We start from the raw sequence: 25449 nt of genomic DNA on the forward strand, positions 1-25449 counted from the left end.
TCTCACACAAAATAAAAAACGGTGAATAAAGACACCGTTTTTTGTTTTTATTCCTTAACAATCTTATTGATTTCTTTTGCCAAGTAATCAGTTGCCTGTTGTGCTGTTAATTTTTGACGGCCAACTTTGTTAACAGTATTGAAAATAGCACTGCTTATCTTGGAATAATTTTGAGGCACTCCATTTGGAAATGGCATGCCAACGACTTTATTTGAGTCCACTAAAACTTCACCGTTTTTAATAGACTTATCGTCTACTAATTGTTGCAAAACACTAGTTCTAGTTGGAATATTATTTAAGTTCTTGTTCAACTGCTTTTGGACTTTCGCTGAAGAATACCATTTAACGAATTTTGCAGCAGCTTTTTTATTCTTAGAAAATTTAGAAATACCAACGGCTTCTGTAAAGGCAACACTCTTAGATGATGCACCTTTATCTGAGGTTACCTTGATTGGTTGAATTTGACCAACAACCTTTGAAGTTTTCTTGTTGTTAGTACTTACAGTAAATGATGATGGGCCGATCAGGAATGCACCTTTGGCATTATTCAATCCATTGTAAGTATCCATTCCATCAGTTGAAACACTGTTTGGATCGATATATCCTGATTTAACGCCATTTTCAATAAACTTGAATGTATCTAAGGCACTAGCCTTGTTTAAGGTATTATCCTTATTGAAAATAATACCGTTTCTCAAGTATGCATATGTTAAAAATGTTGTTGTAGCATTTTCCTCTGCCCTTAGTGGAAATTGAAGTGGGTATTTTACTACATCCTTATCCTTAAGAGCTTTCATATCCTTATCCAAACTCGACCAGTCAGAAGGCATTTGATCAACCCCGGCTTCGGATAACATTTTTTTATTGGCGTATAGCATTCTTACTCCGTTGGAATAAGGAACTGCGTAATAATTTCCGTCGACCTTAAAAGTTGAGAGCGATGGCATATCTTTGATGTCATTTTTGCTGACATCAACTTTTTCTAGCCAATTGGCTTTTTCAAATTCTCCGACCCACGACCAATCAACTTCAATGACATCTGCTGGTGCTTGTTTACCATTGGATGCAATCGAAACTTTACTCTTGATATCATCCCAAGAAGTTGGTTGGACATTCGCCTTGACTCCAGATTCTTTTTCAAAATCCTTTAACATGCTCTTACTTGGTGCTCCCCAATCTGGCACCATTACGGTAATTTCTTTGCTGGAATTATTTTGGCCATTCTTAGATGAATTTGAACATCCGGACAAAAGAATAACGAACAATAATCCAAAAATCCCGTATTTAATCCACTTTTTAAACATTAATTTACTCCCCTTTTTATCCCAATAAATATCTTATCATAGATATCTTCAGATTAATGTAAGCGCATAAATTTTTATTAGATATTAAGAAAAGAAATAAATTTTATGAAAGTTAAATTGCGTTTTCACTAATCATATCTACAAAAAAACGTTACCTGACCATACAATACAATTGCATGATCAGATAACGTTTTGATGCTTTACTTATCCTTATTAATCTTATTAATTTCTTTTGCTAAATGATTTGTTGCCTGTTCTGGAGTCATCTTTTGACGACCAACCTTGTTAACTGTATTGAAAATAGCACTGCTCAACTTGGCATAGTTGTCTGGAACTCCATTAGGGAATGGCATTGCAACGATCTTGTTTGAATCAACCAAAATCGAGCCATTCTTAATAGTTTTATTATCAACTAATTGTTGGAGGACACTAGTTCTAGTTGGAATATTATTTAAGTTCTTATTCAATTGTTTTTGAACTTTTGGTGTTGAATACCATTTAACAAATTTAGCCGCAGCTTTTTTGTTTTTAGAGAATTTCGAGATACCAACAGCTTCAGTAAAGGCAATAGTCTTTTGAGAAGATCCGTCGTTTGAAGGTATTTTGAGTGGTTCAACTTGGTTGACTACTTTAGATACCTTTTTATTATTTGAACTTACTGTAAATGAAGAAGGACCAATCAAGAAGGCGCCCTTTCCCTTGTTCAAGCCATTGAATGTATCCATGCCGTCAGTTGAAACACTATCAGGATCGATATATCCGGATTTAACGGCATTTTGGATATATTTAAATGTGTCTAAAGCGCTAGCTTTATTCAAGCTATTATCCTTATTGAAGATTACACCATTTCTCAAATATGCATAAGTTATGAAGGATGTAGTCGTCTTTTCCTCTGCTCGAAGTGGAAATTGGAGCGGATATTTGACAACATTTTTATCTTTGAGTGCCTTCATATCTTTATCCATTGCTGACCAACTGTCTGGTGTTTCCTGAACTCCAGCATCTGACAACATTTTTTTGTTCGCATATAAAATACGCACATCATTTGAATATGGTACTGCATAATAATTACCGTTGATTTTAAAAGTCGAAAGTGATGGCATATCTTTAATATCGCCTTTACTTACATCAACCTTTTCAAGCCAATTGGCTTTTTCAAATTCCCCGACCCATGACCAATCGACCTCAAACACATCAGCAGGTGCTTGCTTACCATTGGAAGCAATTGATACTTTACTCTTGATGTCATCCCAAGAAGTAGGTTGTACGTTTACTTTTACACCAGATTCCTTTTCAAAGTCATTTAACATGCTTTGAGTAGGTGCTCCCCAATCTGGCACCATGACAGAAATCTCGCTATTAGAATCGCTTTGACTATTCTTCGAATTTTTAGAACAACCTGATAAAAGAATGACAAACATCAGGCCAAAAACCCCGTATTTGATCCACTTTCCAAACATTAATTAACTCCCCCTTTTCATACCATGTTGTATTTTATCATAATATATTGTTAGATTAATGTAAGCGCATGAAATTTATTATTTGACAAAAAGGACTGGCGATGCATGACCACTATTGAATTAAAAAATATCAGCAAATCGTATGACAATAAAAACTATATTTTCAAAAACTTAAATTTGGAAATAGATTCTGGGGAGTTTCTAAGTTTAGTTGGGCCCTCTGGTTGCGGCAAAACAACCTTGCTACGAATCATATCTGGTCTTGAAGACATCAATGAAGGAACCATCTTATTTGATGGCAAGGATGTAAAGTCAATCGAACCAAAAGATCGTGACATATCGATGGTTTTTCAAGACTATGCACTTTACCCACACATGAACGTATTCAAAAACATTGGTATCAACCTAATCCTGAAAAAAATTCCAAAGAACGAATTAAATCAACGAGTCCATGACATTTCAAAAATGCTAGGGATCGATAATTTGCTTGATCGATACCCTCGTGAACTATCTGGTGGTCAAATGCAGCGGGTTGCTTTAGCTCGAGCCATGATCAGACAACCAGAAATATTTTTAATGGATGAGCCATTGTCCAATCTTGACGCAAAATTGCGTAATCAAGCCCGAGCAGAAATAATGGAATTGTATTTAAAATTAAAAAAGACATTTGTCTACGTCACTCACGACCAAAAAGAAGCCATGAGTATGTCCACAAAGGTCGTTTTAATGAACGATGGACAGATTATGCAAATGGGCGAGCCTGAACAATTGTACGAGGACCCGCAAAATATTTTCACAGCATGTTTCATTGGCAATGTCCAAATGAATTTCTTTAATACTGATGACGATTCAAAATTTATCCGCGAATATTTAGATCCAGAAATCAATGGCTCGATTACTGTAGGAATCCGTCCCGAAGATATTAAATTGGCTTCTGGCGATGACTGGAAAATTGAACTAGTTGAAAACTTAGGTAGTGAAAAAATCATTACTCTATTTCATCCAAAATTTGAAGTACGCATGACAGTTCAGACCACTAAAGAATTCTCTTCAAAAATCGGCGAAACTTTGAACTTGATTTTTCCAAAGGACAGATTGTATTATTTCGATTCTGAAACCGAAAAGAGAATTGAACATGCAAAATAATTTAACCTTAATTTGGACTGAAGACTTACAAAGTTGAGCATATCAAGACTTAAAAAAATTACGAATTGCAGTTTTCGTCAAGGAATTACATGGTGACTTACCAACAGAAATTCATGATGAAGAAAAATGTCGATACCTAGTAATTTACAACAAGAATCACCTTTGCATCGGCGGAGCGAGACTATTAAAACTCGATGCTAATACGATGCGTATCCAACGAGTTGCCATTGCAAAGCCATATCGTGGAAATGGGATCGGTCACAAATTGCTTTCTGAGCTTGAACAAGCATGTTTTAGATCAAAGTGTCAAAGAATAGAAATAGTTGCCCGATACACTGCCCAAGATTTTTATGCGTCACTTGGCTATCAGCCAGAAAATAGTGATACATTTATCCGCAGCGGAGTTCCTCACCAATTATTTTATAAAGAACTAAACTGAGCGCTAAAAAGACCTCTCCTAGTTGGAAATTCCAACTTAGAGAGGTCTTTTAGATTGAACAATTTTAAAGTGAATCGTTTTTGATCTTATTGACCAGTTCTTTCTTGATCTGAGAAAGAATATTATAGTCGTCATGATATTTAAGATTTATCGTGTCATCCTGCTTGTTATAACTAACGTCATCAATTTTACCAGTTAATTTCTGCACAGTTTCGATTACAGCAGCTCGTCCGAGTTTTGTTTCACAATATTTGAAGAAATTAAAATCCTGAATTCCGTAAATCAATTGTTTAAATCTTAAACTATATTCAGGCTTGCCATTCTTCCCTGGGTAAACGAAAAACATGTCCCCTGCGGCCCATTTCCAATCTTTATAGGTCACGTCAGAAAATGGATCTGTGGTCCATAAGCAATAATTCCAACGTAAAAAGCCCTTCATGTTGAATAAATACGTCAATGGCCCTACTAGTCTGGATTCCATTAAGGGACTGTGGATAAACTGATTTAAATTTTTGGGGAAGCAGCAAGTATACCAGGTAAGATTTGGAAGTGATTTCGTCACAATTGAATCCGGTTGATGAATATTGTCGCAAATAATTGAACTGATCAACGAATAATTTTTTAGCACGTGATCCTGTTCTTTGACGACTCGATCATGTAAGATGGCTAATTTATAATTGATCGGCAATTCGCTACAGCTTTGAAGAACAGCCTGATATCCCTCCATAACCTTTAAATCGCTGGGTTCATCTGCCATTACCAGTACTTTGTCCCAAATACCAAGTTCTTGAAGGTGTTTAAAAACTAATTCTAAATACTCTTTGACCTGGGCTTTACTTTCAATAAAGGCAAAGCGCTTTTGATCAACGTCATAATAACGAATCCGCAATGGGTCGCGGTAATCATTTATTGGGTTGCCAAAATCTTTGGCAGACCAGTTGCCCACCAATCCAAATAAGTCAATTTCATCATCCATTTGATACTTCTCAGCCAACGCTAAATAACGATCTAGATGTGAAAAATCACAGCTTATTTTTCCGTCAGTTTGATAAACTTCAACAATGTTGTATTCATAAAGACTGCTGGGATTAGTATCTTCTGCAAAACATCCTTGTCCGGCCCATGGGAAATCTGTCAAAACCAAATCACAGACCTTTTGATCAGCCTCTTTAAGTGGTTCAAGATAATTTTCAATTAATTCAAAATGTTCATCAGACCACAGTGGCACCTGATAATATCTAGCTAAACTACTCAAGTGCTGCCATAAATCCAAATAAAAGCTCTGATTATCTGCAGTTGGAACATTTGATACTTCAATTTCTTGATTGGCAGTTTGTACTAATTTTTCTGGATCATAATTAATATTTTCAAATTGTTTTAAGGTTAAGTTCTGTTTCCCAGGAGTGGCAAATTGCAGATCTGCCCACAGAAAATGAGTCCCCTTTTTCAATAATTGAGCTGTTTTTGTACTGATCAAATCTCTTTTGGAAATATTGTCATCATCATTGACCAAATCTTCAAAATAAAGTTTTCCATTCAAGAAATCACCATCAAGTGCTAGACGACATCTTTTTACTAATCCTTTGAATGGCAATGACTGATCATCATTTAAATTTACCCAAGTGTCTTCGTCCAAAGTTAAACTGACTTGCAGTCCAAACTTCTCATTTTTCAAAGTAAAAACATTTAAGGATTCTTCGTTGACCATTTGACGATATCCTTCTTGTCTTACTGTTGGTGAAACAAATGATATTTCCACGATAATTATCCCCCTAGATATGGCTTCTGAAGTATTCCTGTAAAAAATGAGTGATTAGAATATTCGAACATTAATACATCAGCTTTACTTGAAAAAAGTTATCCGCTTACAATTATATCAATAATCTTATAATTACAAACAATCATTAAGAACGAAAAAAGCCTTCGCAAATTATTAATTCAATTTGCAAAGGCTATTCTATTTTCATTTTCCAACAAAATATTGCAAAAACATCCCTGCGATACTGAAGTAGATCAGCACACTGGTCAAATCGCTCAGTGTGGAAATAAATGGTCCACTGGCCACGGCCGGATCAAATCCTAGTCGAGACATCAGCATTGGGATAAAACTACCAGCAACGTTGGCGACGGTGATGGCAGCACACATCGCTACACCAATAACTAGGCCTAGAACGAAATTGTGCTTCCATAATCCTACAATCACAAAGATCGATACTCCAGTAACGATACCGGTCATTAAACCTGTCAGCAACTCCTTACCGAGCAACTTGAAAAAGTCGCGACGGTCGATTTCTTCGGTTGCTAAACGTCTGACGGCAACGGCCAAACTTTGGGTACCGGCATTACCGGCAGTACCAGTAATAGTTGAAATAAATACCGCTAAAATACTAGCTTCAGCTAGCAATCCTTCATAGTGATTCACTAAAGTTGCAGTAAACATACTCAGCAGCAGCAAGGTGATCAACCAAGGCAAACGTTTGGTGGCTGCTTGAAATGGATTGTCATTGATCGATTCATCAACGTCAACACCAGCAAGTCCTGAATAGTCTTGTTGGGCTTCGTCATCAATAACTTCAATAACATCATCAACCGTGATGATACCGACTAATTTATTTGAGTGATCAACTACTGGTACAGCCAGTAGTTCGTAATCTCTAAAGACTTGAGCGACTTTTTCTTGTTCGTCGTCAACATTTACTGCGACGACGTCGACATTCATGACTTCGCTCAATTTGGTCGAGGCAGAAGCCAAGATCAAATCACGCAAAGACATAACGCCGACAAGGTCTTTATTGTCATCTAAAATATATAAGTAGTAAATCGTTTCAGCGTCTCCAGCTACCCGACGTAATTCCTTGATAGCTTCGCTACAAGTGAGATCTTGACTGAACTTAACGAAGTCAGTGGTCATAATACCACCGGCGGTCTCAGTGTCGTAATGCAATAATCCACGTAAATTATTAGCATCAGTCTTTGGCATTTCATTTAAAAATGCGTCGATCTCGCTTTTATCCAAATGTTCCAACACGTCGGCTGCATTATCGTCGTACATGTAGTTCAACATTTGTGATGCATATTTGACATTCATCTCCGCTAAAAATTCAGGGATCTCTGGCAGATCATCCTCGATGGTATCGAACATATCGCCCATCTCATTTGGCGATAGGATCTTGTAAAGCTTCATCCGATCTTCTTTTTTTAACCCTAAATAAAACGTACTTTGGTCATAAAAATGCATATCCAAATACGTTTTACGGAATTTAACGATGTCATCATGGTCAAGAAAAGTATTTAGTACATGAAATTTCTCATGCAGTCTCTTCTCTGCTTCTTCCATTTGACTCACCCCCTAAGTGTCTGGCAAAGTCTCGTCATGTCTTCTGGCAGTGGTGCCTGCAAGTCCAATAGTTCTCCGGTCACTGGATGCACTATCTTTAATTCAGCACAGTGAAGAGCTTGACGATTGATCAAAGGCTCTTCTTGATTAGTGTACATATAATCCCCAAAAATTGGATGGCCGCTCGCTTTAAGATGGACTCTGATTTGATGCGTCCGACCAGTCAATAACTTCAATTTCAATAAACTACCACGCGAAAAACGCTCAACAGTTTTGTAAATCGTTTTAGATGGTTTTCCGTTATCATGGTCAATGGTCCGCAAGTAAAAAGCGGATTGATCGATCCCAATCGGTAAGTCGATCAAGCCTGATTCTGGCTCCATATGCCCGTAAATAATTGCTAAATAATATTTTTGAAAATGGTCCGAATGCAAGATCTGATCAAGCATCGAATGGGCATATGAATTCTTGGCAAAAACCATTAATCCGGAAGTATCGCGATCCAATCTCGTCACTAAATGGATCGTCCCGTTCTCACCATTTTGCTCCAAATAATATTTTACGATATTCGCCATGGTCTTGCTAGTTAATGCCTTTGCAGGCAAAGATGCGATCCCTGGTGGTTTATTGATCACCAAAAAATACTTATCCTCATAAATCACATCAACTTGTCCCGGCATGGGCTTAATCAAGTCTGACGGTGTCTCGACACTCATGACGATCAAGATCTCGTCCCCAGTTTTCATTTGATAGTTAAAATGTCGTTGGCGATGATTAACAAAAATTAGTCCACCTTTATTTTTCAAGTTGTGGAGCTGGCTTGAAGAAAACTTCTTGTGGACTAAAAATTTGCGAATAACTTTCTTATCGGTCTCAGTAACTCGATATTTTAAATAGCGTCTACTCGTCATTTTGACCTAAGAATGCCGTTTCCACACGAGTCCAGAAATGGCGGTGACGATATTGAGCAAATTGAGCACGTTGCTTGCTTAATTGAATCTTGATGCATTCTGTATTCTTTAATTCGACCACAGTACCGTCAAAGTTGATGACGTAATCTTCAGCATCTTGAGGATACAAATGAACGACTTGATTTTCCGGAATGATCAAAGGCGATGAGATTGTCCGATAAACTCGATTGTTGATCGAAGCCATCTCGACCATTTGAAAAACATTTACTTTCGGATGGATCAAGGCGCCACCAATACCTTTTGAATAGGCCGTTGATCCAGTTGGAGTAGCAAAACAGAGGCCATCGCCACGAAAGCTCTCAAAATATTCGCTGTCAATATCGACCCGTGTCTTCAAAGTTAAGGCAGACAATCTACGAACAGTAGCTTCATTGATGGCGATTCCGTGCTGCGTCGAGCCATCTTTTGCTTCAATATCCACCTCGACCAATGGATAAGTCGTCGATGGAATATCCGAACCATGTTCAACGATCCGTTGAATCAACTCTTCAATTTCGTCATCAGTCCAGTCAGAATAAAAACCAAGATGACCAGTGTGCAATGCGACAAACTTTACTTTATCCAATTGATTGATGTATGAGTGAAAAGTACTGATCAGAGTACCATCCCCTCCGACACTGATCACTAGTGCCGGACTGTTTTGATCTAACTCAAAATCATGTTCGATCAGTTCGCGGCGAATCGTATCAGCCGCTTCGACTGATTCTTGTTTTCCATTATTATTTACCCAGAATTTCATTTCTTCGTCGACCTCGTCGTGTTATTTGAATCGCGCTTATTATCTGTAAAGTATTGCTGGGCATCCTGAATTTCTTCACGAATCTTCGACATTTCTTCATCCAATAAAAATGAAGCTTCGGCGGCACGCTTCAATCGTTCGTTGATTTCTTCAGGGAAATCGCCCTTATATTTGTAGTTTAGTGAATGTTCGATGGTGGACCAGAAATTCATAGCTAAAGTTCTAATTTGAATTTCAGCTAAAATTTTCTTTTGGCCAGTCGCTAGTTGAATTGGATATTCAACTACCACGTGGTAGGAACGGTAACCACTAGATTTACTATTGGCAATGTAGTCACGTTCTTCGATCACTCGCATATCTTCTCTTTGATGTAATAGTTTGGCTACGTCATAAATATCTTCAACAAATTGGCACTGGATCCTAATACCTGCAATATCTTGCATATCTTGTTCCAATAAATCTTCAGAAATATATCGACGTTTCATCTTCTCTTTAATGCTTGGAACAGTCTTAACTCGACCAGTAACGAATTCGATTGGAGAATGATTGTTCTTTTCCAAAAATTCTTTTCTAGCATTTCTAAATTTGAGTTTGAGTTCATCAACTGCTTGTGTGTACGGAATTAAAAATTCATTCCATTTAATATCTGACATTATGACCCCTCTTTACTATTTAAATATAGCTTACTCTCCATTAATATTCATCTAAAATTATTTTTATGTAAATAAAGCAGTTTGTTTTACCTTTTTTCTGATTGCTGTTAGAATGATTTTGCTAAAGAGATGGAGGGAATATTATGTGGGAAGTTTTTTTGTATATTAATCCCTTATGTTCGTACTGCTTGAAAGTCGAGCGTTCAATTATCGACTTCACTAGAAAAAATAATATCGATACGCAGTACCACTTCGTGACTACCTTCAATATGGCTACCATCACTGATTATATGTTGATGAAAGGTTTTAAACCAGCCGACTTAGAGAAAAGAAACGAAGTTACGGAAAATATTTACGAAGCAGCCCTGCTATATAAGGCTGCCGCCTGTCAGGGGAATAAAAAGGCAAGAAATTTCTTAATGAATATCCAAAATGAAGTCAACGTCTTGGATAAACCATTTAACGAGGAAACGATCAAACTAGCCGTTGATAAAAGCGGTCTAGATTTCAAGGCAATCATTACGGAAAAGAACAGCGAAGCTGTCAAAAAAGCCGTCAAGAAAGATCAAGAATTGACTTGTGAAATGAAAATTGAAAAAGCCCCAACTGTCGTTGTCTTCGATGACGACAACCCGCAACAACCAGGACTAATGATCAATCGATTTGGAAGCGATACTTCAGAAGATACGATCAATGATAACTTGACCGCAATGCTTGAAAGAACCATACCCCAACCAGACGAAAACATTCAAAGTGGATATGGACATCAGAGCAGGATCATTAATATAGAGAACTTCAGAAGATAATCATTGGATTATCTTTTTTTATTCAGCAATGGTTGCTTGAGCCGTTGTACAGGAGCACCACTTTTGATCATCCAAAGCTGCGTTTTATAAATAGGCTTTTGCATCTTAAATTCCTGGTCGAGCAAATATTTTTCGACTGGCAAACTATTTTTTTGGAAAAAAGCCATCTTGAATCGATCAACAATCTTGCTGTTCAACTTTTGGATCCTGTTGGCATGAAACTCCGTGAATTTGATGTTTTTAAGCTAGTAAATTTTGGCTTAAAGTTTAACAGATAGCGCAAATTGCAACTATTAAAACTCTTTTTGCGATAAGCGATTTTATTAAATGGTCCGACAAATCTGATTTCATAAAACAACGTGAATTTCTGTTTGATCGAGTCTAGCATTAAAATATAAAAGCCCCATTCCGGCTTATGGTTGATAAATTTCAAATGCTGTTTAGTCAACTTATCGTCTAAATAATCTCCACCCAAGATCCAGTAATTGTCGATTCCAGCATGGTAATAACTCATGACTCGTTGAGATAATTTTCGGAGATCAATTTTGGCGCACTGGTATTCGATCACGGTTTGTTTATTGACCATAATATCCGGTCGCTGTTCGAGTTTGCTTAAAAACACTTCAGATTTGATTGGCCGACCGTAGGCTTTCGACAATCCTTTGACCAAGATATCTTTTCCGTGTTTATGAATATCGCGCTCATTAGTTTCGTTAAAATGGGTATTTTCATGTCGAAAAAATGGCGTACCTTCATTGATGGTCAATTTAACTGGCATTTGACACCTTGGACAAAAATATTTACCTTCATTTTTACATTGTATTGCATTGATCAATTGCTGTTTTTCATTTAATGCAGCATACATTTCACATCACCTCTATAGAGATTACGTGAAAAAATCAAAGGGAGCTCGGATAATTTCCGAACTCCCTTTTTAGTTACCATATAACGACTAATTCATCGTCATTCCGCCGGTCACATTGATTGCTTGACCGGTCATGTAATCCGATAACGGACTAGCAAGAAATAATACCACATTTGCAACATCTTGAGGCCTACCAGTTCTCCCTAATGGGACTTGGCTATTGTCTTCTTTTTCAATATCGTCAGGTTCAAGCCCTCTGATCTTAGCACCATCTTTTCTCTCACGATGCTTCATGGCAGTTTCGATAATACCTGGACAAACCGCATTAACATTAATGTGCTTGCCAGCAACTTCGATTGCCAAAGTTTTCGTCAATCCTAAAACAGCATGCTTTGAAGCTGAATATGCTGCCATTGCCCGATAACCATTTTTACCAGCTTGAGAAGCCATAAAAATTACTTTACCTGGTTGATTATTCATCAACATCAAATTGACGATGTTTTTAGCAATCAAATAAGTTCCGCGAGTATTTACTGCAATGGTTTTATCGAAGTCGCTGGTCTTGCTATCGACTAAGTAGTCCATAGTTGAGATACCAGCCACATGTGCCAAAACATTAGGAATCAATCCGGCTTCGTGCAAATCTGTTGCGACACGCTGCACTGATTCCTCATTAGCAACATCAACGTGGATCTGATACAAATGATCGGTCACTTTGACGAGGTCTTTATTTTCAAAGGCTAAGTCAGCTTCAATCACGATCGACCCTTCATTGATAAAGGTATTAGCAACTGCTTCGCCAATACCTTGATGAGCTCCGGTTACGAAAACAATTTTGTCCTGCAATTCTGGAAATGTCATATATTTCTTACCTCTTCTCTAATTAAAAAATTAGATCACGTGGCGTTCGTAAGGATCGTTGCTGATTCCTTCTTCAAGAATCTTCTTTGACCATTCTTTAGCTGAGAATAATGAGTGGTCACGATAGTTACCACAGCTATACTTGTCTGTTCCTTGAACGTCTTTCCATTCGATCTTGTTTGCAATATCGTCAAGTGCACCCTTCAAAGCTTCAGCAACTTCTGTAGTGGAGTGTTCGCCCCATGTGATCAAGTGGAAACCTGTACGACAGCCGAATGGTGAACAGTCGATAACGCCTGTTAGACGGTCTCTTAATAGTCCTGCTAACAAATGTTCGATTGTGTGTAATCCTGCGGTAGGAATAGCATTTTCGTTAGGTTGAACTAGACGTAAATCGTAGTTTGAAATAACGTCGCCTTTTTCACCATGTTCTTCAGTGATCAAACGTACATAAGGTGCCTTAACCTTTGTATGATCCAATGTAAAACTTTCAACTTTTGCCATAATTTAAAATCTCCTCTTCTTTTTGATACATCTATAATATTAGCCTAATTATCAAAATATGATAATGGTTTATTAACTTCTATTTTGGTTCCGTAATACTTTTTCTTGATCCAAGCTTGAATATCTTTGTTGTGGTAAAGCTTGACCAACTTCTTGTAATTCTTGTTGTTCTTGTTTTTAGCGGCCGTTGCTAGAATATTGACATTGTCTTTGGTACTTTGATCCAGTTTTTCGTGGAACAGTGAATCTGTCAATACGTGCAAGCCACCATCAAGTGCAACTGTGTTTGAGATCAAGACGACATCGACATCATTTAAAACACGTGGTCCAGTAGTATCGTCGATCTCCTTAAACTTCAAATGCTTAGGATTGCTAGTGATATCTTTAGTATCGCCTAATGCTGAAAAATTCTTTTTCAACTTGATCAATCCAGCTGTTTGTAATAATTCCAATCCTCTGGAAGTATTAGCAGGATTATTAGCGATGGCAATAGTTGATCCATCTTTTATCTCATCCAACTTCTTGAATTTCTTAGAATAGATTCCCATTGGTTCCAAATAAGTTGTCCCCAGTGCTGCTAATTTACCATTTGGATTTTCGCGGTTATATGCTTGGTAATACGCCCATGATTGAAAGGCATTTACATCAACTTGGCCCTCAGTAGTAGCTTTGTTTAACTGTGTTCCATCAGTGATTTCTTTGACTTGGATCTTTAATCCGGCATCTTTTGCTTGTTTGCTTTTAGCAATGTGTTCCCAGATCTGAAGATCTGAGCCTTGGGAGCCGACAGTGATTGGACCATCGGCGCTCTTATTTCCACATCCTGCTAAAACTACTAACAACAGGCTGGCTAATATACCAACTAATACCTTTCTATATTTTCTCATCGTTACCCTCCTAATTTATTTAAGACCCCTTATTCAAGTTGGTCTTAAATAATTTCTTTGTAGATACATGGAATCGCCTTCTTTGGTCTTTTTTAGTTATTTTGGTTGGTCGGTTCACTTTGGTTCAGTCTGGTTTATTTTGTTTATGAATTTGACTCAAGTTTTTTTTAAAAAGGAATCGCGGACTCCCATTCGGTCGTTCGCGCAACCATCGCTAAGCGGCAAAGCCGCAAAACGATGGCGAAATAAAAAAATCGTCCCTATTCAGGACGATTTTTTTATTCCTGAATAGGGACGACTCAACGTGGTACCACCCTAATTCATATTTTGCTTGCACAAAATACCTCAACGACACTTACATGTCCGGGATGATATCGCATCCTTGCGTACCTTTGGCTTTCACCTCAGTAAGACTCCAAGCTCATGTTCAAATTATCGTTCATTCCGTCCTTTCACTGTCTAACGGTCGCTTCTAATTACTTAATAATTCTACTCTTCTCTTCAACGTCTAATGAAATTAGATTTGCTTTAATTGATATGAATAAGATAGTACCGACGTTTATTTTTGTCAATGGATTTTCTGAAAAAAGTTTTCATGAAACTGATCAAACACTGATATCAATGGCAATTTTACGTTTCAAAAAAATTGTTATTATGCGTATTTATTGATTTATAACACACTCACAATATCACGAAATTTTGATCCAGAAAACAAAAAACCACTAATTTGAAAATACAAATTAGTGGTTTTCTCATTAATCTTTAAAATAGTATCTAGTCAATTCAAGAGCAGTCTTGCTCATTAATTCTTTTCCGTATTCGGATAATACTGCAGCAGTAACTTTTGTCCGATAGCTATATTCACTCAATAGCGCTAAGACATCGTTGTAAGTCATATCATGCATCTCGTCAGTAAACAATACCAGTTGGAGATAGTATGAACCCTTATATTCCCATAAGTTAGAAATTCCACTCTCTAAGCGAAGGATCTTCGCCAATTGAATGTAGTCCTCGAAGTTCTTGAATTCCACAATAATGGTCTTTGTTGGGGTATCTGGATCATTCAAATAAGGCGCAGTGTCTGCGTCGTACTCTTCATGACCAAGCTCGTTAGAACCAATTGGAGCGATTTGCTCGTCATTAGCACCAACTTGCTCATTGTCCAATGGCAATGAACCGTCAACATCTTCATCATTTGTTTTACTGATAAGCAATTCTAAACCAGCCTTGTTGGGCATGATTTGGAAAGTAACCGGTTCATTATTAGAAAAAGTATGATTCTTATCAACTTCATCTAAAATGCTATAGAAAAATGATTCAATTTGTTTCTTATTACCTAATAAATCTAATACAGTTACTCCACGATCCTGCAAATCCTGCGTACTAAGAATGACTCTGATCGTATTTTCATTAATATGATCCATTTCCATCATAGTCACCTCAATTCTTGTATCTACATTTTAACAGTCTTCAGTTTCTTGTAAAGCAAAGAACTCTTGAAAAACAAAATGAAGAGCCTAATTCAAAGATTAGACTCTTCATATTTATGTCAGTTATTAAAGACCTGCCATGAGTTGAGCTTTTTGAAGCTCCATTGTCCGAACGCTTCTTGGCAAGAATCTTCTGATTTCGTCTTCGTTGAAACCAACTTGGAGACGTTTGTCATCCATGATGATTGGACGTTTCAAGAGACCAGGATTTTCTTGTACCAATGTTAATAGTTGGTCGATCGTAAGATCTTCCAAGTTTGTCTTTAAGTTTTGGAATGCCTTTGAACGAGTAGAAATAATTTCTTCTGTCCCGTCTTCAGTCATTTGTAATACTTGTTTGATTTCTTCTTTATTTAATGGTTCGGAGTAAATATTTCTTTCTTTGTAGGGAATGTCGTGCTTTTCAAGCCAAGCTTTTGCTTTACGGCATGAAGTGCAACTTGGAGATGTGTAAATAGTTACCATAATAATCTCTCCTTTTTCACTAATATGTGCCAAGGTAATTCCTTAACACAATATATTGTAGCTCAAAGAATTTATAAAATCTACACTATTTGAAATATAAATAGCGAATATTCGTTCTCATAGTTAATAATTGTGAAACACTAATCCGCTAATAATCAGTATTAAACACATAGTTCACAATCTAACATAATCAAATTTTTATTTAATAAATAAGAAATAATTAATGATAGTCTAATTTAAAACTTATAGATGTTGTGGTGTCTAGACTTCCACTTCGAGTCCAGTAAATGCATTAATTGTTGGAACATTTCCTGCATAATTCTGTGACTGTTTTAACATAGTATCTACATCTATCTTTTGAGGAAGATGACTGATCATTAATCTCTTTACGCCGGCATCTTTTGCCAATTTACCAGATTGTTTCGTAGTCATATGCCAAATTTTGCCAGTTTTGTCTTCAGCGAAGTTAGTATCGGTTATTAACAAGTCGCTGCCCTTTGCAAAATCGATCAACCCATCAAAATAAGCAGTATCTGATGTATAGACAATTGATTTATCGTCCTTAGTGATCTTCATTGCATAGGCAGGAACTGGATGGATCGTACGTAAAAATTCGAACTTAAATGGCCCAATTTCACTAGTTTCATAATCATTGTAAGCAATGCCCTGGCTAACTCCGTCCATTGTTAATTGAGCGAAGTTTACAAAATCTTGAGTATGACCATAAATAGGTAATACCTCATGCTTGCGATTTTGTGGGTCCAGTTGCCAGTTGTATTGCAAGACGCCTAAATCTGCTGTATGGTCATGGTGGTAGTGCGAAAGGACTACGGCATCTAGTTGTAGTGGGTCAATGTAATTTGATAATTCATTCAAAACGCCGCTTCCGCAGTCGATCAAAATATTTTGGCCTTCATCTTGCAATAAATAACCAGATGTACCATGTCCCTTGTACGGATAACCACCGTAATAACCAAGTACTGTAATTAACATATAAACCCTCCAAATTTTTTAGAAAGGATTCCAATAATTATGAACATATCATTAAAGCTAGGCACAGATAATTTTTTAAAAAATCAGCTAACTTCTGCTGATACCTTATTAAAACCCTTATTCGATAATAGTGGAGACCATCTTTTAATAAAAGAATTAACCACTTCTGGTGACTATCGTTCCCTAAGAGGTGAATTTGATTCTTCAAACAGTCTCTATTTACTAGTGTACATAAAACTCAATAACGAGCAAATCGCTATCTTTGAAGATAAAGTGTACTACAAATTTTCCGAATTTGTCGAAAATAATCACGAACCAACTGTTTTCCAAAACAATGAAGATCACACTCAATATTTGTTGATCAATACTTTCAAGACTGAAGCTGATCTAAATGATTGGAAAGATTTGATTTATAAGGAAATCAAAGATGGTCTGCAAGGCGCGTCCAAAGAACCATTTGGCTTTTATACCAAGGCTTATCAAGTAGACTAATTGATCTTTTGCCGGACGCCACGCCAAGACAAGATATACGTCAAAAAGCCGACTAGTCCGTATAAGACGAGATAAGCTATCCCAATCAATAAGAATGGAATAAATGTTGGTTGGTTGACGGAAAGATTGGCCACGCCCACGACTAGAAACGACTGGATTAAAGCAAAGGTCATAGGGATCGCAAATAAAAATTTAGTTTCCCGTTTAACGATTTGTTTTAATTCTTGATTCGTCATCCCGATTTTTTTCAAAGTCTTTAATTGACGCCATTCATAATCGTCACGCAATAGCACTTTTAGCGTCAATAAACTTCCCAGTGCAATCAATAGTGCCACACTGAAGATCGAGACTAAGAATAAAAACAATCCAGTCGCTTTACGCATAATACTTTTAGCATCCGCCTGGCGAAGATAGCCAGCCTGCAAATAATCATTTACCTTCAGCTGGTTCAGTGGCACGGCTGCCTGTTTAGTTAAATAAGAATCATCCAAAGAGGATCCTACGTGTACATTCAACAAGTAGTGATTCTTTTTTTTGTCCAATTGTTTAATAAAATTCTTCGACAGCTTATCCGAGCCTTTGACATCCCAGCCATAAAAAGTATCGCTAGACTCGCTCTTGATAGTTTTGAAGTAATTATCCGGTACGATCATCATGAATCCCGAGAACATCCCAGTTCCATATGGGAAAAACGAGCCAACCTTGCGATCTTTAATTGGCTGCGAATCTTTGATCCTGACTGGATATTTCGTTGAGCGATATCCTGGCGTCAACGATTGCATGTCGTACTTTAATTCCAAAAATTCGTTCGAAGTGATAGTCGGATTATGGTCTTTGATCCGATCCGGCAATTTTGTGTAATCTGAATATGACATAAAAGAAATTAGTTTTGGTTCATAACGAGCATTACCATAGTCGAACGTATAGGCAACTGTTCGTTTGATATCCGAATGATATTCCATTTTGACATTCACATTTTTACTAGCAAGTTCTTTTTGAATAGCTGGAGCATTTTGTTTGATCGAAGCTAGTTCAAATGGATATGCACCGACAAAATTTTGGTAAACCACTTGATAACCGGCGTAACAATAAACTAGTAATGCGATTGCCAAAGCTGATAATTCAGTCACGAACCAGACGATTGAAGTGTTTTTGATCAACCTAGCCCGTAAGTATTTGAATGAAAATAAATTGATGCCACGATATGAAAAAATCTTCAATCGGTCGCAAATGTCTAAAACTAGCGGCAAGAATCCGAGATAGATGAAATAAGTCCCAAAGAAATACAGCACGCCAATGATAAAGGCTCGAATCAAGGCGTTATCGATCTTAGCAGTATCGGTAAAGGACTGAAACAGCGAGATCGTTAAACCTAGTCCAGAAAGGAACATCAAAACTCCCAAAATGCCGAGTACCGATTTGACGAACCAATTCAAGTGGAGCTTGCGATGATTTTTAGAAGTCCGGACCATGTAGTATGACCTGACCCCGTTGACTAAACTTAGAAATAACGTCGAATAGATACCAACGCGCAAGATCAGCCAAGCAATGTCCCAAGTAAAGAAAAATTCAAAGTTCAATTTGATCCGCATCAAATAAACTAGTAGCATTCCGATAAATTTTTGCAAAACGACCGCGACGATCATTCCCACGATCCAGGCAAAAATTTGGATCACAAAAGTTTTGCCAAAGCCGATAACGCTGATGACGAACCGCGACATGCCAAGTTTTCGATAGGTCAGAAATTCCTGTTGCTGTTGCTTAACGAAGAAACCACCCACGTAGATCATGTAGATAAACGTGAAGAACGCGAAGACGAAAACCATTGCGTACATGATCGACTGCAAAGTTTGGTCCCAGTAATGGACTGTCTGTAATAGCGGATCTTGGATCAAGGTAGTCAACAGTGTTAAGACAGCCACAGCAAAACTGGATGAGAGGATATAGATCAAGTAGCTGTCGCGTAAATTGTAGAGACCACGTCTAATTATTTTCAGGTACATTGAAATAGCTACCACCCCCGATCGTCCGTTGCATATTAATGATCTGTTCAAAGAAGTCGTTGCGATTGCCAGAATTAACGATCTCTGAAAAAATCGAACCGTCTTTGATAAAGACTACCCGTTTGCAATAACTAGCTGTAAAAGCATCATGAGTCGCCATTAGGATAGTTGTATTTTCCTTCTTATTGATCAACTGCATGTAATTCAATAAGATCGTAGCCGACTTAGAATCCAAGCTCCCCGTTGGTTCATCCGCAAACAAGATCTCTGGATTATTGATCAGAGCTCTAGCTGCAGCAATTAGTTGACGCTGACCTAAAGACAAGTCATCAATGCCACGTTCGCTCAAATCTGAGATATTCAATAAAGTGTTCAAATGTTTGAAACGTTGGTCGATCAATTTTTTCGAAGCGTGATTCAGCACTAACGGCAAAATGATATTTTCTTTAACGTTTAATGAATCTAACAATTCAAAACTTTGATAAATAAAGCCCATTTTATTGCGACGATATTTGGCCAGCACTCGATCATGTTCTTGCGTCATGTCAATCCCATCAATAATAACTTGACCATGGTCTGGTCGCTCGTTACTTGAAATAATATCTAATAAGGTGGTTTTCCCCGCACCAGATGGTCCCATGATCCCCAAAAATTCACCTTGCTCAACTTGCAAGTCGATATCTTTGATGGCATGAACAGCGTTTCGCTTTTTTCCAAAGTCTTTGGCAATGTTTTTCACGATTATTTGCAAGACAATATCTCCATTAATATTTAATTATTGGTATCATTTAGATAGTGTATTTATTTTATCACGAGGGTGGTTTAAACATGGCTAAAATAATGATTATTGAAGACGACCCTTCAATTTCTAAACTCATAAGCGAGAACCTTGCCAAATGGCAGTTGGATTCTTACGTGGTCACAAATTTTGAAACAATTATGGAACAATTTAAAGATTACGCCCCAGACTTGGTATTGTTAGATATCAACTTGCCAATTCGGGACGGTTATTTTTGGAATCAAGAAATAAGAAAGGTTTCGAAAACTCCTATCATTATCATTTCGTCGCGCAATTCCAACATGGACCAGATCATTGCAATGAACATGGGTGCTGACGATTTCGTGGAAAAACCTTTTTCGATCGATATTCTGATTGCCAAGATCAATGCGTTGTTGCGTCGAACTTACGATTTCACCCAAGCTAGTGGCGATATTATTGAACACAACGGTTTAAAATTGAATTTATCCGACAGCACGGTCGAAATTGGCGAAAATAAAATCGACTTATCTAAAAATGAATATAAGCTCCTTCAGAGACTTTTACGGGACCAAGGTAAGATTGTCTCTCGGGAACAGTTGCTCAACTTCATGTGGGACGATGAGAGGTTCGTTGACGATAATACATTGACAGTCAACATCAACCGACTCAGAAATAAATTTGAAAAAAATGGGCTTTCCAATTATATCGTTACCAAAGTTGGACAAGGATATATCATCCCTTAGGAGGTCATGATGTCTTTTTACAAATATTTACGTGATCATCTTTTATTAGCTGTTTCGGTCATACTTGGCGTCACATTCATCGAGATCGTCCTATTTTTTGACCCCTTCGTCAATTTTCAAAAAGGAACGCTGATTTACACCTGGGTGTTGGCAATCATCATTACAATCGCCTGTATCGGCTTTTCTTATTATCGTAAAAAATCTTGGTACATCAATTTGAACAATTACCAAGAGGATTTGTCCAAAGAATTAGGCGGCGCTAAAAATAACGAACAAAAATTTATTCAAGAAAAAATCAATAATATTGTGCTTGAATATCGTAAAGAATTAACTGACTTGTATCAGAATCAAAAAGAACAGCAAGAGTACACTGAGTCGTGGGTCCACGACATCAAAGTCCCCTTAGCAGCTTTAAAACTGGCTCAAGACACAGACTTAGACCCGCAACTGCTCAGCGAAGAAACTGAACAGATCGATTATTTAGTAGATCAAGCCTTGTATTTTGCTAGATTAAATAATTTTTCCAACGATTATTTGATCCAAGAGCAAAATTTAAACGACATCGTCAAAGCTTCCATCAGAAATAATAAACGTAATTTCATCAACAAACGCATCAGTATTAATTTGAATATCACTGATGACAAAGTTTTGACTGATGAAAAATGGCTCAGTTTCATTCTGAACCAGATCATCGCTAACAGTTTGAAATATACTGACCAAGGCGGTCGCATTGAGATATTTACCACGACCGATGAAAACGATATTTCGCTTCACATTAAAGACAACGGAATTGGGATCGAGCCACAAGACTTGAGCCGAATTTATAAAAAAGGCTTTACCGGATCAAACGGCCGCAAGACCGGCAGCAAAGCAACCGGTATCGGCTTGTACTTAGTTAAAAAGATGATCGATAAATTAGGTCATCAAATTTACGTGAAATCTACCGTTGGCAAAGGAACCGAAACAATCATTACCTTTGCTGACTTGCCATATTACCAATAAAAAAGTGTCCCATAATCAAACAGACTTTGAAGTTTGTGATTATAGGGCACTTTTTTCTAAAAATATTAAACTCTCGTATATACCTGAATATAGTCGTTATTGCTTGATCGAAGAACAATTCTCTCCGTATTAGTTTTGATAACTTCTGGAATATCATCACCCCAGTCAGTAGCACTTAATGCTATTCCCTTCGGATAAAAACAAAAAGATACGAAGGCCGCACCGGCATCACCCATAATTTCTAAAGCTCCATTATCATTTCGAAATTGTGCCGGATTGGATTGATTGTTTCCACCTGTAATCATATTTCCTGACAAGGTACTATCCATATTAACAATCTGAGAATTGGAAATGGTTATCTTATCATCTGGATTTACTGGTCCCCAGTGGCTGCCAGTCATGTCTTGATGATTGGCACTTGTGGCCACTTCCTTCCAATTACCAACTATACTTGCATACGATCCATTCTTGATCTCATTTAAGTTCATTGCTGGCGTCTTGGGTGGTTGTGGTGCTGCATTTGTTTTTTGTACTGGTTTATCAGCAGCAACATTATTTGCTTGCTGGTTGTTTTCAGCTGTAGATTTCTTTGGCTCAGCTGGTTTCTTTTTCTTATGAGCAACTTTAGTTGTTGTGTCCTTTTTAGCTGACGCTTTAGTTGTTGAATTTGCTTGGTGGCTACCACAACCACCTCACAACAATAACGAAATCAGCGACAAACTGAGCAAATATTTATTTTTCATTGTGCTTCCCCTATCAGAATTTAATCATGATCCCTGTAAATTTTTCCAAAAAAAATGAATTACATCAAAATTTAAACTCTGACGTTTGCTAACTGTCAACGAAATACACCTTTCTCAAATGCACAAAAATAGCTTGGTCCCATCTGGAATCCAAGCCATTTTGCTATATTTTTCTTAAAGTCATTGCATTCAACGAAACGATCACGGTTGAAAGTGACATTACGATTGCACCGACGGCAGGACTGAGAATAAAGCCTATTCCTGCTAGAACGCCGGCTGCTAGTGGGATAGCGATGATATTGTAGCCTGCTCCCCACCATAAGTTTTGAACTTGTTTACGATAAGTTTCTTTTGCTAAATCCAAGAACTTGATGATGTCATGTGGATCACTATTGTACAAAACAACATCAGCTGAATCGATGGCAACATCAGTCCCTGCACCAATGGCAACGCCAATCGTGGCACTGGCTAAACTTGGTGCATCATTGATACCATCGCCAACCATCATTACTCGATGACCATCTAATTCGAGATCTTTTATCACTTGATGCTTATCTTCGGGCAATAGTTCAGCTTTGAACTCATCAATTCCGAGTTGTTTAGCAAAGTTAATTGCCGCTGCCTTATTGTCACCAGTCAACATAATTGGCGTGATATTCCGCTGTTTGAGTTCTTTGATAAACTCGATAGAATTCTTCTTGACCTTATCTCCTAAGGCGACAAAGCCGATCACCTTGTTGTCGACAACTAGATAGCTGACGGTATTCCCTTTATCCAAATAAGGCTGAACATTTTTGGCATCAAATTTAATTTCGTGTTCATTTAGATATTTCATGTTAACTAGTAAATATTTTTGAGTAGAATTTTCACCGCTCATACCATAACCTTTGATTGCTTGAACATTTTCGAACTTCTGCGGATCAACCTGATCAGCTTTGGCTTTGGCCATAATGCCACTAGCAATCGGATGACTAGAACCTTGCTCTAATCCAGCCACAAAGTGAAGGATGTCTGTATCAGAATATTTATCAGAGGTTGATTTCAAACCATTCACAGTGAATTTACCTTCTGTTAGGGTACCCGTTTTATCCATTGCAACGTAGTCGATGTGACGACTATTTTCAATGGCTTGGTTATCACGAATGATCAATCCGTTAGTAGCCGCAATAGATGTGCTACGCGACATTACAAGTGGGATTGCCAATCCTAAGGCATGTGGACAAGCAATGACCAAAACGGTCACTAACCGGTCTAAAGCCACGCTGACTGATCCAAAAATCAACCAGTAAATGAATGCGATGATTCCGACTGACAATGCTGCATAAAATAGCCAGCCAGAAACCTTATCAGCTAATACTTGAGTTTTTGATTTACTGTTTTGAGCATCAGAAACTAGCTTGCTGATTTGTGACAAATATCCTTCATCGGCAGTTTTAGTTACCTGGACTCGGATGGTACCTTCACCATTGATCGAACCGCCAACGACTTTATCGGCTTTTTGCTTACGAACAGCTTTAGATTCCCCTGTGATCAACGATTCATTGACATAACTAGTTCCAGAGACGACCACACCATCAAGTGGAATCGACTCACCGGCCTTAACTTCAACGACACTGCCGGAAATGACTTGATTAATATCAGTTTCTACGATCTGGTCGCCCTTAACTAAATGAACTTGATCAGCGACCAATGAAGAAATTTTGTCCAATGCACTACCTGCTTGCATGGTGGACTTCATTTCGATCCAATGACCCAATAGCATAATGACAATCAAGGAAGCTAATTCCCAGAAGAAATCCATAATATGCTGGTCAGAACGTACCATATTATTCATTACAAAAGCATACAAACTGTATATGTATGCCACGCTGATACCCATGACGATCAACATCATCATGGCTGGTTTTCTTTCCTTTAACTCAGCTTTGGCTCCAGTAAAGAACGGCTTTCCACCATAAAAATATAAAATACTGGATAAGATCAAGACGATCCAATCAGACCCAGGGAACTGAAATTGAAATGGTAAATGCAGTCCCATAAATGGCGACAAAATGAATACTGGAATAGCCAAGACTAATGAGATCCAGAATTTTTTTCGTAAGTCTCCCATATCCATCATCATGCCACCGTGCATCATCATCATGTGTCCACTATGCATACCTGACATATCAGACATTGATGACATATCCATATTTTCATGATCCATGTGCATTTCGTCATTATTCATATTTTTCATTATTTGGCATCTCCCAAACAATCGCATTCGACCTTATCTGGCGCGGTCTCCTGCTTCTTATTGAGTAACTCGATCATATCGTTGATATCACTTTTTGAAATCTCAGAGTTTTGAATCAGATCTTCGATTGCTCTGCCTTTTCGCATACAGCACAAACTGTTGAACAAACGATTAACGTTTTGGTCAATGGCATCTTCTTCTTTGATTGTTGGCGTATAAATATACGGACGAGAAGTTTCATCAGCCTTCAAAAAATCTTTCTTCTGCAATCTGACGATCAAGGTCTTGATTGTGGCCTCTTTCCAGTCAATCTTGCGTTTGAGGTACATAATTGCATCTTTGCTAGTACCCTTGCCTAATGTCCAAAAAATCCGCATAACATTCCATTCGGCATCACTCATCGTTTCAATATTTCTCATGTGAATACCTCCATTAATTTACATTTGTAATCCTAATCAAATACAGTTTACATCCGTAAACGTAGATTGTAAAGAAAAAGACTAAAAGTACGCTTTTAGTCTTTTTATCGTATTCAATTCTAATTGTTACT

General features: G+C 37.6%; 26 protein-coding genes. 6 read left to right on the forward strand and 20 right to left on the reverse strand.

The genetic code is table 11. The features are described from left to right. Positions 1-47: 47 nt before the first annotated feature. Together LKF16_RS04800 and LKF16_RS04805 are read right to left on the reverse strand one after the other, a co-directional pair. A complete protein-coding gene (locus LKF16_RS04800; RefSeq protein ID WP_291469155.1) occupies positions 48-1304 on the reverse strand; it encodes an ABC transporter substrate-binding protein in 1257 nt (418 codons plus the stop codon). Positions 1305-1504: 200 nt separating this feature from the next. Continuing rightward, positions 1505-2764: an ABC transporter substrate-binding protein gene (locus tag LKF16_RS04805; protein WP_291469157.1), complete on the reverse strand. Its 1260-nt coding sequence runs from the start codon at positions 2762-2764 to the stop codon at positions 1505-1507. 105 nt (positions 2765-2869) lie between these two features. Between LKF16_RS04805 and LKF16_RS04810 the strand changes: the two genes are divergently transcribed. Next, the gene (locus LKF16_RS04810) at positions 2870-3910 is read left to right on the forward strand and encodes an ABC transporter ATP-binding protein (RefSeq protein WP_291469159.1); all 1041 of its coding nucleotides are present in this window, start codon (positions 2870-2872) and stop codon (positions 3908-3910) included. Between the two features lie 64 nt (positions 3911-3974). Continuing rightward, positions 3975-4349, forward strand: coding sequence for a GNAT family N-acetyltransferase (locus LKF16_RS13070; protein WP_363305302.1), 375 nt, complete (start codon positions 3975-3977; stop codon positions 4347-4349). Positions 4350-4413: 64 nt separating this feature from the next. Here LKF16_RS13070 and LKF16_RS04815 read toward each other — a convergent pair whose 3' ends face one another. From LKF16_RS04815 to LKF16_RS04835, 5 genes are all read right to left on the reverse strand, one after another. Beyond that, entirely contained in the window at positions 4414-6108 is a 1695-nt protein-coding gene (locus LKF16_RS04815) for a DUF4091 domain-containing protein (RefSeq protein WP_291469161.1), read from the reverse strand. 204 nt (positions 6109-6312) lie between these two features. Then, positions 6313-7686 carry a magnesium transporter gene (mgtE, locus tag LKF16_RS04820; protein ID WP_291469163.1) on the reverse strand — a complete coding sequence of 458 codons (1374 nt, stop codon included), beginning with the start codon at positions 7684-7686 and terminating at the stop codon, positions 6313-6315. A 5-nt stretch (positions 7687-7691) separates the two neighbouring features. After that, the gene (locus LKF16_RS04825; RefSeq protein WP_291469165.1) at positions 7692-8597 is read right to left on the reverse strand and encodes an RluA family pseudouridine synthase; all 906 of its coding nucleotides are present in this window, start codon (positions 8595-8597) and stop codon (positions 7692-7694) included. After that, positions 8587-9396 carry an NAD kinase gene (locus tag LKF16_RS04830; RefSeq protein ID WP_291469166.1) on the reverse strand — a complete coding sequence of 270 codons (810 nt, stop codon included), beginning with the start codon at positions 9394-9396 and terminating at the stop codon, positions 8587-8589. Before LKF16_RS04830 ends, LKF16_RS04825 begins: the two co-directional genes overlap by 11 nt. Then, a complete protein-coding gene (locus LKF16_RS04835; protein WP_291469168.1) occupies positions 9393-10049 on the reverse strand; it encodes a GTP pyrophosphokinase in 657 nt (218 codons plus the stop codon). Before LKF16_RS04835 ends, LKF16_RS04830 begins: the two co-directional genes overlap by 4 nt. 143 nt (positions 10050-10192) lie before the next feature. On the opposite strand from LKF16_RS04835, the gene LKF16_RS04840 reads away from it, so the two are divergent. Further along, complete coding sequence (locus LKF16_RS04840) at positions 10193-10855, forward strand: DsbA family protein (RefSeq protein ID WP_291469170.1); 663 nt, start codon at positions 10193-10195, stop codon at positions 10853-10855. A gap of 8 nt (positions 10856-10863) precedes the next feature. Here LKF16_RS04840 and LKF16_RS04845 read toward each other — a convergent pair whose 3' ends face one another. The 8 genes from LKF16_RS04845 to LKF16_RS04880 all read right to left on the reverse strand — a co-directional run bounded on the left by LKF16_RS04845 (position 10864) and on the right by LKF16_RS04880 (position 16920). Then, positions 10864-11052, reverse strand: coding sequence for a hypothetical protein (locus LKF16_RS04845; RefSeq protein WP_291469171.1), 189 nt, complete (start codon positions 11050-11052; stop codon positions 10864-10866). Further along, positions 11049-11720: a competence protein CoiA gene (locus tag LKF16_RS04850; protein ID WP_291469173.1), complete on the reverse strand. Its 672-nt coding sequence runs from the start codon at positions 11718-11720 to the stop codon at positions 11049-11051. The genes LKF16_RS04845 and LKF16_RS04850 overlap by 4 nt, the downstream gene beginning before the upstream one ends. Before the next feature lie 87 nt (positions 11721-11807). Next, positions 11808-12581 (reverse strand): SDR family NAD(P)-dependent oxidoreductase, encoded by a 774-nt coding sequence (locus tag LKF16_RS04855; RefSeq protein WP_291469174.1) that lies wholly within the window; start codon positions 12579-12581, stop codon positions 11808-11810. 30 nt (positions 12582-12611) lie between these two features. Continuing rightward, positions 12612-13085: an S-ribosylhomocysteine lyase gene (locus tag LKF16_RS04860; RefSeq protein WP_291469175.1), complete on the reverse strand. Its 474-nt coding sequence runs from the start codon at positions 13083-13085 to the stop codon at positions 12612-12614. Between the two features lie 44 nt (positions 13086-13129). Next, entirely contained in the window at positions 13130-13972 is an 843-nt protein-coding gene (locus LKF16_RS04865; protein ID WP_291469176.1) for a MetQ/NlpA family ABC transporter substrate-binding protein, read from the reverse strand. 755 nt (positions 13973-14727) lie between these two features. Further along, entirely contained in the window at positions 14728-15402 is a 675-nt protein-coding gene (locus LKF16_RS04870; RefSeq protein ID WP_291469403.1) for an adaptor protein MecA, read from the reverse strand. 126 nt (positions 15403-15528) lie between these two features. Next, positions 15529-15927 (reverse strand): transcriptional regulator SpxA, encoded by a 399-nt coding sequence (gene spxA, locus LKF16_RS04875; protein WP_291469177.1) that lies wholly within the window; start codon positions 15925-15927, stop codon positions 15529-15531. Between the two features lie 261 nt (positions 15928-16188). Further along, on the reverse strand, positions 16189-16920 hold the full coding sequence (locus tag LKF16_RS04880; RefSeq protein ID WP_291469178.1) for an MBL fold metallo-hydrolase: 732 nt from the start codon (positions 16918-16920) through the stop codon (positions 16189-16191). A gap of 39 nt (positions 16921-16959) precedes the next feature. Here LKF16_RS04880 and LKF16_RS04885 point away from each other — a divergent pair, with 39 nt between their 5' ends. Further along, a complete protein-coding gene (locus tag LKF16_RS04885; protein WP_291469179.1) occupies positions 16960-17412 on the forward strand; it encodes a hypothetical protein in 453 nt (150 codons plus the stop codon). Here the strand turns inward: LKF16_RS04885 and LKF16_RS04890 are convergent. Together LKF16_RS04890 and LKF16_RS04895 are read right to left on the reverse strand one after the other, a co-directional pair. Continuing rightward, the gene (locus LKF16_RS04890) at positions 17409-19415 is read right to left on the reverse strand and encodes a hypothetical protein (RefSeq protein WP_291469181.1); all 2007 of its coding nucleotides are present in this window, start codon (positions 19413-19415) and stop codon (positions 17409-17411) included. The two genes, LKF16_RS04885 and LKF16_RS04890, sit on opposite strands and share 4 nt — an antisense overlap. Continuing rightward, positions 19396-20166 (reverse strand): ABC transporter ATP-binding protein, encoded by a 771-nt coding sequence (locus LKF16_RS04895; RefSeq protein ID WP_434735158.1) that lies wholly within the window; start codon positions 20164-20166, stop codon positions 19396-19398. Before LKF16_RS04895 ends, LKF16_RS04890 begins: the two co-directional genes overlap by 20 nt. A gap of 77 nt (positions 20167-20243) precedes the next feature. Here LKF16_RS04895 and LKF16_RS04900 point away from each other — a divergent pair, with 77 nt between their 5' ends. Beyond that, the gene (locus LKF16_RS04900; RefSeq protein WP_291469183.1) at positions 20244-20918 is read left to right on the forward strand and encodes a response regulator transcription factor; all 675 of its coding nucleotides are present in this window, start codon (positions 20244-20246) and stop codon (positions 20916-20918) included. A 9-nt stretch (positions 20919-20927) separates the two neighbouring features. Next, positions 20928-21920, forward strand: a complete 993-nt coding sequence (locus tag LKF16_RS04905) for a sensor histidine kinase (protein ID WP_291469185.1) — start codon at positions 20928-20930, stop codon at positions 21918-21920. Positions 21921-21985: 65 nt separating this feature from the next. On the opposite strand, the gene LKF16_RS04910 is transcribed toward LKF16_RS04905, so the two are convergent. From LKF16_RS04910 to LKF16_RS04920, 3 genes are all read right to left on the reverse strand, one after another. Continuing rightward, positions 21986-22408 (reverse strand): hypothetical protein, encoded by a 423-nt coding sequence (locus LKF16_RS04910; protein WP_291469187.1) that lies wholly within the window; start codon positions 22406-22408, stop codon positions 21986-21988. Positions 22409-22826: 418 nt separating this feature from the next. Then, entirely contained in the window at positions 22827-24899 is a 2073-nt protein-coding gene (locus tag LKF16_RS04915; protein ID WP_291469189.1) for a heavy metal translocating P-type ATPase, read from the reverse strand. After that, positions 24899-25318, reverse strand: coding sequence for a CopY/TcrY family copper transport repressor (locus LKF16_RS04920; RefSeq protein ID WP_291469191.1), 420 nt, complete (start codon positions 25316-25318; stop codon positions 24899-24901). The genes LKF16_RS04915 and LKF16_RS04920 overlap by 1 nt, the downstream gene beginning before the upstream one ends. Between the last annotated feature and the right edge of the window lie 131 nt (positions 25319-25449).

Source organism: Companilactobacillus sp., from assembly GCF_022484265.1.
GTDB lineage: Bacteria > Bacillota > Bacilli > Lactobacillales > Lactobacillaceae > Companilactobacillus.